This is a genomic window from Methylobacterium sp. HJ2, assembly GCF_056431005.1.
In genome coordinates, this window is record NZ_JBWJYM010000014.1 from 16561 (window position 1) to 32190 (window position 15630).

The 15630-nt window shown below is 71.5% G+C and carries 15 protein-coding genes; 6 read left to right on the top strand and 9 right to left on the bottom strand.

Annotated elements, in window-relative coordinates; genetic code table 11:
* Positions 1–221 precede the first annotated feature (221 nt).
* The 6 genes from ACS5RC_RS24870 to ACS5RC_RS24895 form a co-directional block, all read right to left on the bottom strand.
* On the bottom strand, positions 222–2303 hold the full coding sequence (locus ACS5RC_RS24870; protein ID WP_478346606.1) for a hypothetical protein: 2082 nt from the start codon (positions 2301–2303) through the stop codon (positions 222–224).
* Positions 2304–2307: 4 nt separating this feature from the next.
* A complete protein-coding gene (locus ACS5RC_RS24875; protein WP_478346607.1) occupies positions 2308–5142 on the bottom strand; it encodes a DUF4159 domain-containing protein in 2835 nt (944 codons plus the stop codon).
* Positions 5143–5152: 10 nt separating this feature from the next.
* The gene (locus ACS5RC_RS24880) at positions 5153–6067 is read right to left on the bottom strand and encodes a DUF58 domain-containing protein (protein ID WP_478346608.1); all 915 of its coding nucleotides are present in this window, start codon (positions 6065–6067) and stop codon (positions 5153–5155) included.
* Positions 6068–6069: 2 nt separating this feature from the next.
* On the bottom strand, positions 6070–7083 hold the full coding sequence (locus ACS5RC_RS24885; RefSeq protein WP_478346609.1) for an AAA family ATPase: 1014 nt from the start codon (positions 7081–7083) through the stop codon (positions 6070–6072).
* 146 nt (positions 7084–7229) lie between these two features.
* On the bottom strand, positions 7230–7628 hold the full coding sequence (gene yidD, locus ACS5RC_RS24890; protein WP_478346610.1) for a membrane protein insertion efficiency factor YidD: 399 nt from the start codon (positions 7626–7628) through the stop codon (positions 7230–7232).
* Positions 7625–8068, bottom strand: a complete 444-nt coding sequence (locus ACS5RC_RS24895; protein WP_478346611.1) for an iron-sulfur cluster assembly scaffold protein — start codon at positions 8066–8068, stop codon at positions 7625–7627. The genes yidD and ACS5RC_RS24895 overlap by 4 nt, the downstream gene beginning before the upstream one ends.
* Positions 8069–8340: 272 nt before the next feature.
* Here ACS5RC_RS24895 and folE point away from each other — a divergent pair, with 272 nt between their 5' ends.
* The 3 genes from folE (at position 8341) to ACS5RC_RS24910 (ending at position 10708) form a co-directional block, all read left to right on the top strand.
* Positions 8341–9150: a GTP cyclohydrolase I FolE gene (folE, locus tag ACS5RC_RS24900; RefSeq protein ID WP_478346612.1), complete on the top strand. Its 810-nt coding sequence runs from the start codon at positions 8341–8343 to the stop codon at positions 9148–9150.
* A gap of 131 nt (positions 9151–9281) precedes the next feature.
* The gene (gene hisI, locus ACS5RC_RS24905; RefSeq protein ID WP_478346613.1) at positions 9282–9698 is read left to right on the top strand and encodes a phosphoribosyl-AMP cyclohydrolase; all 417 of its coding nucleotides are present in this window, start codon (positions 9282–9284) and stop codon (positions 9696–9698) included.
* Positions 9695–10708, top strand: a complete 1014-nt coding sequence (locus tag ACS5RC_RS24910) for a patatin-like phospholipase family protein (RefSeq protein ID WP_478346614.1) — start codon at positions 9695–9697, stop codon at positions 10706–10708. Before hisI ends, ACS5RC_RS24910 begins: the two co-directional genes overlap by 4 nt.
* A 5-nt stretch (positions 10709–10713) precedes the next feature.
* Here the strand turns inward: ACS5RC_RS24910 and ACS5RC_RS24915 are convergent, their stop codons facing one another.
* Complete coding sequence (locus ACS5RC_RS24915) at positions 10714–11145, bottom strand: CBS domain-containing protein (protein WP_478346615.1); 432 nt, start codon at positions 11143–11145, stop codon at positions 10714–10716.
* A gap of 250 nt (positions 11146–11395) precedes the next feature.
* Positions 11396–12220 (bottom strand): rhomboid family intramembrane serine protease, encoded by an 825-nt coding sequence (locus tag ACS5RC_RS24920; RefSeq protein ID WP_478346616.1) that lies wholly within the window; start codon positions 12218–12220, stop codon positions 11396–11398.
* A gap of 523 nt (positions 12221–12743) precedes the next feature.
* On the opposite strand from ACS5RC_RS24920, the gene ACS5RC_RS24925 reads away from it, so the two are divergent.
* From ACS5RC_RS24925 to ACS5RC_RS24935, 3 genes are all read left to right on the top strand, one after another.
* On the top strand, positions 12744–13343 hold the full coding sequence (locus tag ACS5RC_RS24925; protein WP_478346617.1) for a PAS domain-containing protein: 600 nt from the start codon (positions 12744–12746) through the stop codon (positions 13341–13343).
* 98 nt (positions 13344–13441) lie between these two features.
* Entirely contained in the window at positions 13442–14086 is a 645-nt protein-coding gene (locus tag ACS5RC_RS24930) for a PilZ domain-containing protein (protein WP_478346618.1), read from the top strand.
* Between the two features lie 345 nt (positions 14087–14431).
* A complete protein-coding gene (locus ACS5RC_RS24935; RefSeq protein ID WP_478346619.1) occupies positions 14432–15064 on the top strand; it encodes a transglutaminase-like cysteine peptidase in 633 nt (210 codons plus the stop codon).
* Between the two features lie 59 nt (positions 15065–15123).
* Here ACS5RC_RS24935 and ACS5RC_RS24940 read toward each other — a convergent pair whose 3' ends face one another.
* Positions 15124–15417 carry a hypothetical protein gene (locus ACS5RC_RS24940; RefSeq protein ID WP_478346620.1) on the bottom strand — a complete coding sequence of 98 codons (294 nt, stop codon included), beginning with the start codon at positions 15415–15417 and terminating at the stop codon, positions 15124–15126.
* Positions 15418–15630: the final 213 nt, after the last annotated feature.

The window sequence follows — 15630 nt, forward strand, 5'->3', positions numbered from 1 at the left end:
AGGCCTTTCCTGCAGGCGGGACAGGCCCCCTTGCGCCTTCACCTACGCAGAGGCGGATCCTGGTGGCGACCGGGACCCTGGCAGGGCAGGACCTGGCTTCAGACCGGATCCGCCGACGTCGCGGGCACGGACGAGACGTGCCGTCGCGTGCTTCTGAATCCGGGAGGATCGCGGAACGGTCGGCAACGCCTTCGGAGCGCTCCGAACCGGCTGCGTCGGCCTCAGGCGGCCCGCCGTCGTCCTTCCACCAGCCACATCGCCAGCACCGCCGCCGCGAGGCCGGCGAGCGCCCACAGGCCCAGCGCCAGCGGGTAGACCTCGACGCCACGGATGTTGGCGCTGTCGCTCGGCCGGAAACCGATCCAGTCGCCGCCCGCGAGGCGGCCGCCCCGCACGACCTGGAGGCGCGGCACCTGGATGCCGCCCGTATCCGCGACGCGGCGGATCGAGCCGCCTGAGGCCTCGGCGGCCGGTCGCAGGCGTTCGGTGTCGCTGAACACGTCGGCGAGTTCGCGCGGGTTGGCGGGGCCGACGCTGACGAAGGCCACGAGATTGCCCGAGCGCAGCGTGTGCAGGCCGAGTTCGGTCGCCTCGAAGCTGGCCGTGAACAGACCGGGCTCGGCCTGCGTCAGGGTCAGGCCCCGCTCGCGGCCGGTGGGACCCGTGACGGTGACGGGCTCGGCGGTCTCCGCCATGGTCTGGCGCTCGACGCGGATCTCGCGGCCGTGGCCGGTCATCTGCGCGCGCAGCGCCTCTTCCTCCAGCGCCGGCTCTTTCATCAGCCAGTGCGCGAGGCGGCGGAGCAGGTCGAGATAGGGGCCGCCGTCCTGGTAGCCGCGGGCCCAGAGCCAAGCATGGTCGGAGAGGAGAAGTGCGACGCGGCCCTTGTCCTCGCGGGTCAGGGCCAGCAACGGCAGGTTGTCGGCCCCCGACAGGATCGGCTGGATCCCGGCCCGGGTCTGGGCCTGGACGATGCGCAGCCAGTCGCCCCAGGCCGGCGGCTTGCCGGGCTCCGAGCCCGGAAGCGCCCGCGTCACCGGATGGCGCAGGCCGGTCTGCGTCGGCGTCGCCTTGTAGGGCCGCTCGACCACGCGCCCGTCCGGGTCGCCCGGCAGGATGCCGGCGAGCCGGGTGCGGGCGAGACTCGCCGGGCCGGCGAATTCCGGCCCCGCCGCGATCAGAAGCGCCCCGCCTTCGCGCACGTAGCGGACGATGTTATCGAAATAGGCCTGCGGCAGCACGCTCTGGTTGGCGTAGCGGTCGAAGATGATCAGGTCGAAGTCCTTGATCTTCTGGACGAACAGCTCGCGCGTCGGGAAGGCGATCAGGGACAGCTCCGAGATCGGCGTGCCGTCCTGCTTCTCGGGCGGGCGCAGGATGGTGAAGTGGACGAGGTCGACGTTGGCGTCCGACTTCAGCAGGTTGCGCCACGTGCGCTCGCCCTGGTGCGGCTCGCCGGAGACGAGGAGCACCCGGAGCTTCTCGCGGATGCCCTCGATAGGCAGCACCGCGCGGTTGTTGACCGTGGTGAGTTCGCCTTGGAGCGGCTCCACCTCGATCTCGACCACGTTCGGGCCGCCGTGCTCGATCTTGGTGGTGAGGCTGAAGGGCTTGTCGGTCGGTACGCTGAGCCGGCCGATCTCCTGGCCGTCGCGCCGCATGGTGACGTTGGCTGTGCCGGTGCCGCCGCGCTCCATCACCTCGGCCCGTATGGTGAGGTCGCGCCCGACGATGCCGAAACGCGGGGCCTCGATCAGCTTGATCTGCCGGTCGCGCTCGTCGGCGTGGCCGGTGACGAGGACGTGCAGCGGCGCCTTGATGCCGGCGGCCGCGAGGGAGGCCGGGATGTCGTGCACCACCCCGTCCGTCAGCATGACGATCCCGGCGAGCCGCTCCGGCGGCACGTCGGCGAGCGCTTGGCCGAGCGCCGTAAAGAGCTTGGTCCCATCGTCGCCGTCTTGCGAATCCGGCACGTCGATGAAGCGCGGCTCGATGTTGGCGAACGCACCGAAGCGCCGCTGCAACTCGGCCCGGACCTGATCGGTCATCTGCGGCCGGTCCCCCAGCGCCTGGGAGCCGGAGCGGTCGACGATCACCGCGGCGACATCCTTCACCGGTTCGCGGTCCTCGCGCACCAGGGCGGGGTTCGCCAGCGCGGCGAGCACCAGGGCGAGCGCCAGCGCGCGCAGCAGGCCGACCCGCCCACGCGAGACGATCGCCAGGACGCACAGCAGGGCGACCACGACGCCGAGGCCGGCAAGCACCGGCCAGGCCAGGAGAGGCGTGAAGCTGAGGCTCAGCATGCGCTCACTGTCCCAGCCGTTCGAGGAGCGCGGGCACGTGGACCTGATCCGCCTTGTAGTTGCCGGTCAGGGTGTACATCACGATGTTGACGCCGCCCCGGAAGGCCATTTCGCGCTGGCGCTGGTCGCCGCCAACGACGGGGTAGAGCGGCTCGCCCCGGCGGCCGATCGCCCAGGCGGCGGCGAGGTCGTTGCCCGTGATGATGATCGGGCTGACGCCGTCGCCCGCCCGGGCCGGGCGGCGCTCGCTGCCCTCTGCGGCCGGCGGCAGGGCCTCGACCCAAGTCTGGCCGGTGCCGTAGCGGCCGGGAAAGCTGTCCACGAGGTAGAAGGCCTTGGTCAGGACGTGATCGGACGGGACCGGCTCTAGCTCCGGCACCTCGAGGGTCGCCAGCATCTTGCGCAGATACGCGGCCTCGGGCGTCGGCGCCGCGCCGGGGCGAACGGTCAGCCCGTCGCGGGTGTCGAACAGCACGGTGCCGCCGTTGCGCATGAAGGCGTCGATCCGGCGGATCGCCGCTTCATCCGGCTGCGGTCGACCCGGGGCGATCGGCCAGTAGATCAGTGGGTAGAAGGCGAGCTCGTCCTTGGCCGGATCGAGGCCTGCCGGCTCGCCCGGCTCGAGCGCCGTCCGGGCGGCGAGCATCTGGGTCAGGCCGGTCAGGCCGGCCCGGCTCGCCTCGTCCACTGCCGCGTCGCCGGTGATCACGTAGGCGAGGCGGGTGACGAGGGCCGACTCGAAGCCGTTCGGGCGGTTGGCCGGCGGCTCTTCGGCGTGAGTGGGCGCCGGCGCGAGGGCCGCGAGGCCGACGAGGAGCGCGACGGCCAGGGGAATGGCCGCCGGGCGCCCGCGCAGGCGCGCAGTGAAGCCGCCTGTGAGGAAGCCGCCGAGCCAGAGGCCCGCCAGGGTGTCGAGGGCGAGAAGCATCAGGGCCAGGGTGAACAGGGTGGGGCGCAGGTCGACGGTCTCGGCGCCCGCGAGCGTGCCGACGCGGGCGTCGCCGACGCTGGCGAGATCGAGGGACTTCAGCGTGTCGCCGGCCTTGAGGGCGTTGATCGCGATGCCGCCGTCGGCCGGGCCGTAGAAGCCCGGCGGGTGCTCGGAGGTGGCCCGGTCGCCGTAATCGGCCGCGACCGCCTTGGCCGAGGCCGGCGGGGAGCCGAGCGCCCCGAAGCCGTCGAGGGACAGGCGCGGGGCGAGGATCGCGGCGGCCGGGCGGGGACCGCCGTCGGTGGGCGGCGCCGACGAGCCGGCGAGGGCCACCACCCGCCGCAGCATGTCGATGAACAAACCCGAGAGCGGCAGGTTCGACCACGTGGTGTCGGCCGTGACGTGGAATAGCACCACCCGCCCCTGCCCGCGCGTCTCCGCGGTGACGATCGGGGTGCCGTCCTGCAGCGAGGCCCAGGTCCGGGCAGGCAGGTCGCCGTCGGGCTCCGCAAGGATCTGGCGGCGCACGCCGATGTCGCCCGGCGGCACGAGCCCCGCGAATGGGCTCTCCGGCGCGAAGGGCGCGAGAGTCTTCGGGTTGTCCCAGGAGAGCGTGCCGCCGAGGCTGCGGCCGCCCCGGCGCAGGCGCACCGGCACCAGCGGGTCGTTGCCGGCGGCGAGGCGCGGACCGGCGAAGCGCAGCAGCAGGCCGCCCGCATCCACGAACTTGGCCACCCGCGCGGAGGTGCGCTCGTCCATCGCGCCGACGTCGGCAAGGACCAGAACCGTGACTTGGTTGTCGAGAAGCTGGCTGATCGAGTCGGCGATGCCCTTAGCGCCGCGCGGCTCCTGCACGTCGGCGAAGGGTTGGAGCGCCTTGGCGAGATAGTAGGTCGGCGCGAGCAGGGGCTGAGCCTGGTCGCTGGTACCGCCGAAGACGAGGCCGACCCGGCGGCGCTTGCCGCGTTCGTCCATCAGCACCACGGCGCCGGCCGAGCGCTCGCCCGCGACCTCGAGGCGGCTGATGCCGTTGCGCAGCTCCACCGGCATCTCGAAGGGAACCTCCGCCTCCAGCGCGTTCTGCGCGAAGGCGAAATCATGCTCGGCCAGCGGTAGGCCCTTCTGGTCGAGGGCACGGATCAGGCCGGTGTCGCGCCCGTTCGGCGCGGCGCGCAGCACCTTGGCGATGAGCTTGCCCGCGTTCTCCCCGGCGGCGAGCACCAGGGCCGGCGGCTGGTCGGCCCGCAGAAGGGTCAGCGAGGCCCCATGACGGGCGACGAGGTCGGCCAACCCCTTGGTGAAGGTGTCCGCCTGGATGCCCGCGACGCCGTCGCTGATCCAGACGAGGCCGGCGCCCGAGTTCTTCTCCAGGAAGGCGCCGAGCGCTGGCAGCAGCGCCTCGCGCGCCGCGAGGTGCGGACGCGGCGCCAGCGCCCGCAGGCGCTCCAGGGCGGCTGCCGGGGGGCGGGCCTCAAGGCCGCGCGCCTCGGCTCCGGCGGACTCGGCGGTGCCCAGGACGGCGACCGGGCGGCCGTCACGGGCTGCGCCCTCGATCGTATCGGTGGCGACCGCGAGGCGGGCGCGCCAGTCGTGGGCGGCGGTGGTTCCGTTGTCGAGGAGGACGAGCAGCGCGCTGCGCCCACCCCCGGCGCCGACCCCTTGCGGATTCCAGACCGGGCCGGAGACCGCGAGGATCAGGGCGGCGGCGGCCAGGAGGCGCAGCAGCAGCAGCCAGGGCGGCGTGCGTGCGGGCGTCTGGCGCTCCGGCAGCAGGTCGGCCACGAGCTTGAGCGGCGGGAAATCGATGCGGCGCGGGCGCGGCGGCGTCACCCGCAGCAGGAACCACAGGGCCGGCAGGCCGATCAGGGCGGCCAGCGCGAGCGGCGCGGCGAAGGTCAGTCCGAGCACCCGAGCCTCCTCAGCCGGTTCCGCGGGCGGCGGCGACCAGGGTCATCAGGCGGAGCGCCGCCTCGGATGCGGGCCGGTCTGTGCGGTGGAGCGTGAGCGTCCAGCCCTGCCCCCGCGCGATCTCCGCCAGCGCCGCGCGGTGCCGCGCGATCCGGCCCCGATAGGTCTCGCCCCAGGCGGCGGCGTCACCGATGTCGAGGGAGAAGCCGGATTCGGGGTCGTGCAGCACGGTCTGGCCGGCGAACGGGAAGGTCTCCTCGATCGGATCGATCACCATCGCGAGGTGGCCGCGGCTGCCGCGGCCCGCGATCTCCTGCACGGCCGCCGCCACGCGCTCGGGCGGGGTGAGAAAGTCGCTGACGAGGATCACCTCGTCGAAGCGGCCGGGCTCGGAGCGCGGCGGCAGGTCCAGCCCGAGCCCGGCCGTATCGGCGACGAGGGCCTGGGCCATCCGCTCGACGATCCGGCGCGAGGCGGTGGCGCGGGTGAGCCCGAGCAGGCCGACCCGCTCGCCGCCCTCCACGAAGGCGTCGGCGAGCGCGAGGCCGAGCACCAGGGCGCGCTCGACCTTCGTGGCCTGCGCGAGGTCGGAGGCGAAGCCCATCGAGGCCGAGCGGTCGATCCAGAACCAGATGTTGTGGGCGGCCTCCCACTCGCGCTCGCGCACGTAGAGCCGGTCGTCCCGGGCCGAGCGGCGCCAGTCGATCCGCGCCGCGGCTTCGCCCGTGACGAAGGGGCGGAACTGCCAGAAGCTCTCGCCGGGACCGGCACGGCGGCGGCCATGCAGGCCGTGGGCGAGGAGGCTCGACACGCGCCGCGCTTCCAGCACGAGGCGGGGCATCCGCGCGGCGAGCGCCGCGGCGCTCTCGCTCTCCCGCCGGCTCGGGCTGCGCTCGGAGGCTCCGAGGGTGCGGGTCGCGACCAAGCTCAGAGCTTTTCCGCGAGCTTCGCGATCAGCCCCTCGACGGTGTCCCCGTCGGCGCGGGCGGCGTAGCTCAACGCCATACGGTGCTTCAGCACCGGCTCTGCCAGGGCCTTCACGTCGCTGACGGAGGGCGCGACCCGGCCCTCGATCAGCGCGCGGGCGCGGACCGCGAGAGTCAGCGCTTGGCTGGCGCGGGGGCCCGGCCCCCACATCAGCTTCCCCTTCACCAGGGCGTCCCCGCTGTCGGGACGGGCCGCCCGCACCAGGTCGAGGATGGCGTCGACCACCGCCTCGCCGACCGGTAGCCGGCGTACGAGGCGCTGGGCGGTCAGGAGCTGGTCGGTGCTCATCACCGACCGGGCCCGGGTCTCGTCCACGCCGGTGGTCTCGATCAGGATGCGGCGCTCGGCGGCGCGGTCGGGGTAGCCGACGTCGATCTCGAGGAGGAAGCGGTCGAGCTGGGCCTCGGGCAGCGGGTAAGTGCCCTCCTGCTCGATCGGGTTCTGGGTCGCGAGCACGTGGAAGGGCCGCGGCAGGTCGTAGCGCTCGCCCGCCACCGAGACGAAGTGCTCCTGCATCGCCTGCAGCAGCGCCGACTGGGTCCGCGGGCTCGCCCGGTTGATCTCGTCGGCCATCAGCAATTGCGTGAAGACCGGGCCCTTCACGAAGCGGAAGGAGCGGCGGCGCTCGGCGTCCTCGTCGAGGATCTCGGTGCCGAGGATGTCGGAGGGCATCAGATCGGGGGTGAACTGGACGCGGCGGGCATCGAGTCCGAGCACGGTGCCCAGCGTCTCCACGAGCTTGGTCTTGGCGAGGCCCGGCAGGCCGACGAGGAGCCCGTGCCCACCCGCCAGGATGGTGACCAGGGCGAGATCGACCACCTTCTCCTGCCCGAAGATCACCCCGTGGATCGCCTCGCGGGCCTGGCCGACGGCCTGCAGACAGGTCTCTGCGGTGGCGACGATTCCATCGTCGAGGCTGGTGGCGCCTTGCGCGGCGGCTGGGCCCTGCGTCATGCGGTTGAGTGCTTCCTGCTCAAAACACCGGGGGGCGCGTCGCCAGGACGGCCCGGTCGTTCCAGACTCCCGAGTGTGGCGCGCTTTTCGACAGGCTGGCAAGGTCGGCGTCGCCGCATGCGGGAGCCGGGCCGATCAAGTTCCGATCAGGCCTCACGGGCGGAGGGCTCCTCTTTCATGGCTTCGCAGGTGATCGGGGCGGCGAACGGATTCGGCGGCGCCTCGGTGCCGCGCCAGCGGCCGTAGGCCCAGGGCCGATACCACGCGGCGTGCGGCGGAACGCAATCCGGCACGAGGTCGATGCCGTGAGTGCCGAAGGGGCCGCAGCGGCAGATTCGCGCAAGACCCATCCAGCCGCCCGGCCAGAGCCCGTGCCGGCCGATCGCCGCGTCGGTGTAGTCCGAGCAACTCGGCCAGTGCCGGCACTGGCGCCCCACGAGACCGGACAGGGTGAGCTGGTAGCCGCGGATCGCCCAGTGGGCGGCGCGGCGCGCGACGGTGCTCGCGAGGAGCGCCCGCGACCGGTTGGCTCCGGAGGAGGTCACGCCGCCCGGCGCTTGGCCGCGATCTGGTCGAGGGCGTCGACCACCGCGTCGAAGGTCAGGAGCGTCGAGGCGTGGCGGGCCTTGAAGTCGCGCACCGGCTCCAGCACGGCCAGGTCCGCCCAACGGCCCTCGGGCGCGGGCCCGCCCTGCTTCAGCATGGCCCGCACGGCCTCGCGGACCTGGCGCAGTTCGGCGGCGTCCGCCCCCACCACGTGGCGGGCCATCAGCGAGGACGAGGCCTGCCCCAGGGCGCAGGCCTTCACGTCGTGGGCGAAGTCGCTCACCCGGTCGTCCGGGCCGAGCGCCAGATCCACGGTCACCGTGGAGCCGCAGAGCCGCGAATGCGCGGTCGCCGTCGCGTCCGGCCGTTCTAGGCGCCCGAGCCGCGGGATGTCGGCGGCGAGTTCGAGGATGCGGCGGTTATAGATGTCGTCGAGCATCGGAGGCGTCCGGGGTTCCTCGGGTGGCACCGGCCCGGCGCACCGCCGGAGTCTGGCCCGGCGGCGTGCCGGTCGCGGGCCGGCGCGCGGTGCGCGGCAGGCCACACGTTGCGCGATGGCGCCGAAACGACGATATAGGCCCGACAACGCCGCTTCGCGAGGAGGCGGCCCGTCGACCAGGGTCGCGCCCACGGCCGGGGACGCGACGACTGCAGCGGGCAGCGGCTCGAAACCCCTTCAGCCGCCACGTAAGCCCGGAACGGTCCGACGCGATGTATGCCAAACCTGACGGCACGAGCATGAAGTCCCGTGTGGCGCAGGCGGGAGATGCCATGGATGCCGCTCTCAAATCCCTCTCCTACGGCACCGCCGCCGCCGAGGAAGGCCGGGTTCTCCCCTTGATGCGCAACGACAATGACCGCCGGCACGAGGATGCGGGGGCGAAGGCCGCTGAGATCGCCCCCGAGCCTGCCTCCGCCACCCGCGTGCCGGAGGGTATCGCCCTCGGCCGCCCGAGCCGCGAGGAGGCCGAGGCCGCCGTCCGCACCCTGCTGCGCTGGGCCGGCGACGATCCGAACCGCGAAGGCCTGATCGACACACCTGCCCGTGTGGCGAAGGCCTACGGTCAGCTCTTCGGCGGCTACGGAGTCGATGCCGAGGCGCTGCTGGAGCGCGTTTTCGAGGAGGTCGAGGGCTACTCGGACATCGTGCTGGTGCGCGACATCCCGTTCTATTCCCATTGCGAGCACCACATGGTGCCGTTCATGGGGCTCGCCCACATCGCCTACTACCCGACCAAGGGCGTGGTCGGCCTGTCGAAGCTCGCCCGGGTGGTCGACACCTTCGCGCGTCGCCTCCAGACGCAAGAGACCATGACCGCCCAGATCGCCGACGTGATCGAGAGCATCCTCAAACCGCGCGGCATCGCCGTGCTGGTCGAGGCCGAGCATCTCTGCATGGCGATGCGCGGGGTGCAGAAGGCGGGCGTCTCCACCATCACCAGCCAGTTCCGTGGCGTCTTCCGGGACGATCCGAGCGAGCAGGTGCGCTTCCTGACCCTGGTCCGTGGCGGCAAGGGCTGAGGCTTCCCGTCATCCGAGAGATCGGGGCCCGTGTTGGAACGGCCGTCATCGTCCGGGTTTAGGGGATGGTCCATCCGCCAGCGGCAGGCCCTCCCGCCGATCCGGCCAAGGGGCGAAGCGATCCGATCCTCATGACTTCCTCTCCGAGCTTCAAACCGCCCGGCAGCCGCGTCGAGGTCGAGGAGGGCGATGCCTTCACGCCCCGCTTCGACGCTCAGGGGCTGATCGCCTGCATCGCCGTCGACGCCCGGGACGGGCGCGTGCTGATGCTCGCCCACATGAATGCCGAATCCCTGGCCCGCACGCTGGAGACCGGCGAGGCCTGGTACTGGTCGCGCTCGCGGCGTGAGCTCTGGCACAAGGGTGCCACCTCGGGGCAGGTCCAGCGCGTCGTCGAGATGCGGATCGATTGCGACCAAGACGCGGTGCTCATCACCGTCGAGGTCGGCGGGGACGGGGGATGCTGCCACACCGGCCGGCGCGATTGCTTCTATCGGAGCGTCGCGCTCGAAGAGGGTCGGCCCGTGCTGCGGCCGGTCGTGTCGTGAGCCGTGGGACGGCCTCGCTGCGCGCAGTGGAGGCCGAGGCGGGGTTCGGTCCCGGTGCGGTCGAGCCGCTGCGGCAAGCAGCCGATGGGGTCCGTCTCGGGCTCGCCCTTGGTGGCGGCTCGGCCCGCGGATGGGCGCATATCGGGGTGATCCGGGCGCTGGAGGAGGCCGGGATACATCCGCGGGTGGTGGCGGGCTGCTCGATCGGCGCCGTGGTCGGCGGCTGCTACGCCGCCGGCAAGCTCGACGCGCTCGAGACCTTCGCGCGCTCATTGACCAAGCGCCGTGTGGTGGGCCTGCTCGATCTGCGCCTGTCCGGATCGGGGCTGATCGGCGGCGACCGGCTGCGGCGCCGCCTCGTGGAGGATCTGGCCGAGCGACGGATCGAGGATCTGCCGGTTCGCTTCGCGGGGGTCGCCACCGAACTCGGCACCGGACACGAGGTCTGGCTGAGCCGGGGATCCCTGGTCGATGCGGTGCGGGCCTCCTACGCCCTTCCCGGCATCTTCCCGCCTGTGCCCCTCGACGGCCGCCTCCTGATGGACGGCACCCTGGTCAACCCTGTTCCGGTGGCTCTGGCCCGCGCGATGGGGGCAGATCTCGTGGTCTGCGTGAATCTCAACTGCGACCCGGGCGTACGCGGCGGCGTGATCGAGCCGGCGGGCGCCGACACGGTCGCGCGCGTGGTTGCGGGCGCCGTCGAGGCGCGGCGGCGCTGGACGCTGCTCGGGCTGATGCGCGGCCGCCGCCGACGAGGGCGCCCGCTCGCCCCGGTCGCACCCGGCATCGCCCGCGTGATGTTCGACGCCTTCAACATCACCCAGGATCGGATCTCGCGGGCACGCCTCGCGTGCGACCCGCCCGACGTCAGCATCGGACCGGATCTCGCCGAGATGGGTCTGTTCGAGTTCCACCGGGCGGCCGACGGCATCGCACAGGGCTATGCCGCGGCTCGCGCCGCTCTACCTCGCATCCGCGCCGCGCTGGACGGGGCGCGCGCGCGAGTCTGAGGCCGTCAGGCCGTGGTGATGTAGTCCCGCAGAGCCTGATGCTCGGCCTCGACGGCCGCGATGCGCCGCTTCACCACGTCGCCGATCGAGACCATCCCGACGAGCCGCCCATCCTCGCAGACCGGCATGTGGCGAAAACGCCCGCTCGTCATGGTCTGCATCACGTCCTCGATGGTCGTGCTCTTGCTGCAGGTGATCACCTTGCGGGTCATGTGAGCCGAGACGGGCTCGTCGAAGGCAGCGCCGCCGAGGCCCGCGAGGACCCGCATGATGTCGCGCTCCGAGATGATCCCAAGCACCGCGCCGTCCGGATCGGCAACCACCAGAGCGCCGATACTCTTCTCGGCGAGCAGGTGGATCGCCTCGTCGAGGGTGCGCTCTGGGCTCACCGTGATGACGGAATGGCCCTTCTCGACGAGAATGCGTGCAACGGTCATGTGTCCTCCCAGATCGGACGGAAGGCGCGCCAGCCCCGGCGCGCGATTGGCAGGGCCAGGCCGGGTTGACCCCAGCTCGTTCGGGCGATCGCGGCGAGTGTGTGGCGAATGTCCGCCGATGGCAAGCGCCGGACGCGGCGGGCCCATGCGCAATCGACATGCCTCGCGCTGGCGGGCGGTGTTCTCGCGCCGATGGCAGGCCCGCCCGCGTCAGGCGATCGGCTGGCCCACTGGGACACGACCGCTGAACTCAGCCTCGCCCTGGGCGGCTCAAGGGATCGACCAGGGGAAATAGGAAGAACCCGACGGCGAAGCCGCCGAGATGCGCATCCCATGCGATCGCCGCGTTCTCGGCCCCGAGAGGAAGCGTGATCACTCCGAACAGGATGTTGGTGACGAGCCAGATCGCCAGGAAAGCCACGGCCGTACGGTTGCGCATCAGTTCGGAGAGCGTCTCGGGCGGGCGCCTCGGAGGCAGATGCCAGGGCTGGCTGCCGTATCCCGATGCCGGGGGCTGGAACACGAAGCGCGCCGCTCCCGCCATAAGGGCGGAGATTCCGGCCGAGGCACCCACAAGCGGCGCGGTGCTGAGCGGGGCGATCGCGACGTGCAGCATGCCGCCAGCCACCGTCCCGGCCAAGGCGAGCAGGGCGAAGCGCCAGGGTCCGCAGCGGCGGGCGACCGGCGAGCCGAAGGCCGCGAGCCAGACGCAGTTGAAGATCACGTGGAGCCAGGACCCGTGCAGGAGCGCGTAGGTCGCGAATGTCCAGGGCTCGGCGGAATGCTCGGCGACGAGATAGCGGGCAAAGGCCTCGCGCGCGGCAGCCAGGCTCCCGTCCGCAGCGTCGCCGGCTGCCCGGATCACCGCTTCGGCCTGCGACGGATCGAGCCAGACCGTCCACCGCGCGGGGACCAGGGAGAGATTCAGCATGAGCTGAATGTCCCAGGTATCGGATAGGATGAACTCGCGCACCGCGTGGATCGTGAGCAGCACGGCGATCGAGGCCGTGACCACGCCCGGCATGTTGAACACGGGTACACGGCTCTGCGGCGGCAACTCGGGCGATGCATCCATGGCGTCACCATGTCGGTGCCGACCCGTGCAGGGCAAGGCCTCGAAGGTTCGGGGCGGCGTATAAAAAGGATCGCGGAGGAAGGTGCTCGGAGGTTTGGCGGGAACCATCCCGGAGAAAAAGAAGGGAGGGCGGCCTGGTCCGGACCCCCTCCCTCAAGCGAGACGCTTCCCCGATATCTCCAGTCCGCCGCCGGTATTCCGGGACCGCGTGGATCCCGACGATCCGACGCCTCTATGGCCCCTGCCAATCCGGCACCCTGCCGTGCCGCAACGCTGCTCCGCCGATGCTGCAAAACTTCGCCGCATCACCGAGCTAATCGTTTCTTAAGCTGGCTCGCTTCGCAACCGTGCGCGGTCGTCATTGGAAATTAACCTTACCAGAGCGTTACCAGCGCGGCTCGCCGTGACAGGGCATAGAGTGTGCGCAGATCGCGAGGAACGGTTCAGACATCGTCCGGAAACCCGCGTCAGGGCGTGCCGGATCGGGACGGCTCTGCCGACCGAAGGATAGTTGCGGGACACCATGAAGCACCCGACCAGCCGCATGCTCCACGCCTACTGGGACCGCTTGCGTGGGGAGCGTGCGGCTCCCGAGCGGGCCGAGATCGAGCCAGGCCAGATTCGCCATCTCCTGGCCGACAGCCTGATCCTCGAACTCGACATGCCGATGCGGACCGCTCACCTGCGGCTGGCCGGGACGCGGGTTTGCGCCCTGTTCGGGCGGGAGCTGCGCGGCATGTCCTTCGAATGCCTCTGGCAGCCGGGCCATGCGGGAGCGCCCCACCCCGAAGCGTGGCGGATTCTCGAGATCGTGGCCCACGACACCGTGGGTGCGGTGATGGGCCTGCGCGGCACCACGACGGAGGGCGAGGAGGTCGATCTCGAACTCCTGTTGCTCCCCTTGCGCCATCGTGGTCGGACCCAGGCACGGATGCTCGGTACGCTCACCCCGATCACCGTGCCCTACTGGGTCGGCCTACGCCCGCTCGTGAAGCTTGAGACAACCTCACTGCGGATTCTGCGCGGTGAAATCCTCTCCGAGGTCGAGCCGCCCCTTCCCGCCAACGACCGCGCTCCCGTTCGCCGCGGGCACCTTCTTGTCCACCGCGGCGGGCGTCACTGAGCTTCGTGCATTCCGGGAAGGCTTTCGTAACGCCCTGCCGGCTATGGTCGGGCTCGATCCCGCCCGTGCAGCAGACTCGGATGCAAGCCAGCCTCAGCATGACAGCGAGCTCCGCGCTCCTCGCGCCGGACGTCACCCGCGTCCCGGAGCCGCGCCGCGTCGTGCGGGCCTCGGACCAGCGCCGCTTCCAGCGGGTCGCCGTCGCGCTGCTCGGCCGCTACATGCTGAGCGACCGCCGGGAATTCCCGTGTCAGACCGTGGATATGTCGCCCGGCGGCGTGCGCCTCACCTGTGCGGTCGCCGGAGGGATCGGCGAGCGCGTCGTGCTCTACCTGGAGCAGATCGGCCGGATCGAGGGCGTGGTCGCGCGCCACACCCCCGGGGGCTTCGCGGTCGAACTGGCCGGCACCGCGCGGAAGCGCGACAAGATCGCCTCGCAGCTCACGTGGCTCGCCAACCGCGAACTACTCGGCCTGCCCGAGGGCCGCACCCACGAGCGCATCATCCCGAAGATGCCCGGCGTGGTCCTGCGGCTGGAAGGCGGCCGCGAAATCAACGCCCGCATCATCGACTTCTCGATGTCGGGCGCGGCGATCGCCTGTACCACCTTGCCTCCGATCGGGACGCCCGTCGCGGTCGGCCGGATACCGGGGCGGCTGGTGCGCTATTTCGAGGGCGGATTCGGCGTGCAGTTCCTGCTTCCGATCGATCCCGACCGGTTCCACGACGGCATGACGCTCTGAGCCAGTCCCGCTCTGAGCCAGTCCCGTCTCGAGCTCAGTCGGCCGTCCCCACCCGCATCCCAATCCCGCACTGACCTGCACCCCGGGGGCTCCTCCGGCGGTCGCGGGTCCATGGCCGTTCCTGGACATGTGCGCCGATGATTCGTCGTCGCTCGTGTGCCTGCGCCCACGGTTTCGAATCCCTGAACGATCTGCATCGAACGCCTCGAATCGCCGACATCGCCAGTTCGCGCTGTCGCGAGCCGTGCCGTCCGGGACGGCGATTCGCTCAAATTGTTCGTATCGGTTTCAGCGCGGAACAGGAGAGCCGGCGGCATCGTGACCTCACGAGCGGAGGGGGTTGCGATGAGCGGGGCGGTTCTCAAGGTTGTCGGGTTCGCTCTCGCGACGCTGGTCGGCCTCGGCGCGGGTGATGCGGCTCAGGCAGAGCCGATCCTCGCGCTCCCGGCGATGGAAGCCGGCGCGACGCCGCTCGGCCCGGCGAAGCCACTGGCGGCGTGGGTGACGTTCTGCCAGTCCTACGCGGCGGAATGCGCCACGGACCGGTCCGAGCCGGCGCGCATCAGCCTGACGCCGGCGCTGTGGTCGAGCATCGTGGCCATCAACAAGCGCGTGAACAAGAGCGTGCAGGCCATGACCGACCAAGAGCACCTGGGCGTGCCCGACCGCTGGGACCTGGCCGAGGACGGCATCGGCGATTGCGAGGACTTCCAGCTGCTCAAGCGCCACCTCCTGGCCGCCGCCGGACTGCCGCGGCGGGCCATGCGCATGACGGTGGTGATCGACGAGAAGGGCGAGGGCCACGCCGTGCTCACCCTGATCACCGACCGCGGCGACCTCGTGCTCGACAACAAGACCAACCAGATCCTGCCCTGGCACCGCACCGGCTACATCTTCGTCAAGCGCGAGAGCCAGGACGCCGTCGCATGGGTCAGCCTCGGTGGCGTCTCATCGCCGGCGATGACTGCGAATCGCTGAGGATCTCGACCTAGCGCTGCGCGCGGCCGGGCCGGCCGGAAGCCCCGGCCACGCCGCCGTCAAGCAGCTTCGGACAATCCGCCGGCAGGTTCGGACAAGCTGGCGGGGGCAGTGTCCGTGCGACGCAGGACGGCGACGTGCGCCTCGATCCGGCCGACGAACCCCGCCAGGTGCGGGGCGACGCCGCGCAGACCTGCGAGATCGCGCAGGAGGATATCGAGGGCGAGCGCCCGGTCGCCGGCGCTCGGGCAGTTCGCCGCGAAGGTATCGACGGCGTACTCGGCGAGACCCAGGGCCCCGGCCCGGCCATCCTCGGCGAGCGCCCGGATCACGTGGTGGATGGCGGGTTGCATCGGTCTGCTGTTCCCTGAAGCCCAGCCTGGCCGGGTTTTTGCGAAAGCGTCTGCGGCCCGGATGCGAATCACCGCGATCCGGGCATTGTCTCAAGCCGGCAATCGGCTCGAGATCAAGGGGATGCCGCCGCGCCAGGACAAGGCGCGGACCCGGCATGTCGAGGGCGCATGCGCACTCCCTCCCCTCCACCGAGATGTTTCTTCGCCACGCCT

Coding starts and splice junctions, on each gene's coding strand:
- ACS5RC_RS24870 (WP_478346606.1), bottom strand. CDS start 2,303: ATGCTGAGCCTCAGCTTCACGCCTCTCCTGGCCTGGCCGGTGCTTGCC.
- ACS5RC_RS24885 (WP_478346609.1), bottom strand. CDS start 7,083: ATGACGCAGGGCCCAGCCGCCGCGCAAGGCGCCACCAGCCTCGACGAT.
- ACS5RC_RS24895 (WP_478346611.1), bottom strand. CDS start 8,068: ATGCTCGACGACATCTATAACCGCCGCATCCTCGAACTCGCCGCCGAC.
- folE (WP_478346612.1), top strand. CDS start 8,341: ATGTATGCCAAACCTGACGGCACGAGCATGAAGTCCCGTGTGGCGCAG.
- hisI (WP_478346613.1), top strand. CDS start 9,282: ATGACTTCCTCTCCGAGCTTCAAACCGCCCGGCAGCCGCGTCGAGGTC.
- ACS5RC_RS24915 (WP_478346615.1), bottom strand. CDS start 11,145: ATGACCGTTGCACGCATTCTCGTCGAGAAGGGCCATTCCGTCATCACG.
- ACS5RC_RS24920 (WP_478346616.1), bottom strand. CDS start 12,220: ATGGATGCATCGCCCGAGTTGCCGCCGCAGAGCCGTGTACCCGTGTTC.
- ACS5RC_RS24925 (WP_478346617.1), top strand. CDS start 12,744: ATGAAGCACCCGACCAGCCGCATGCTCCACGCCTACTGGGACCGCTTG.
- ACS5RC_RS24930 (WP_478346618.1), top strand. CDS start 13,442: ATGACAGCGAGCTCCGCGCTCCTCGCGCCGGACGTCACCCGCGTCCCG.
- ACS5RC_RS24935 (WP_478346619.1), top strand. CDS start 14,432: ATGAGCGGGGCGGTTCTCAAGGTTGTCGGGTTCGCTCTCGCGACGCTG.
- ACS5RC_RS24940 (WP_478346620.1), bottom strand. CDS start 15,417: ATGCAACCCGCCATCCACCACGTGATCCGGGCGCTCGCCGAGGATGGC.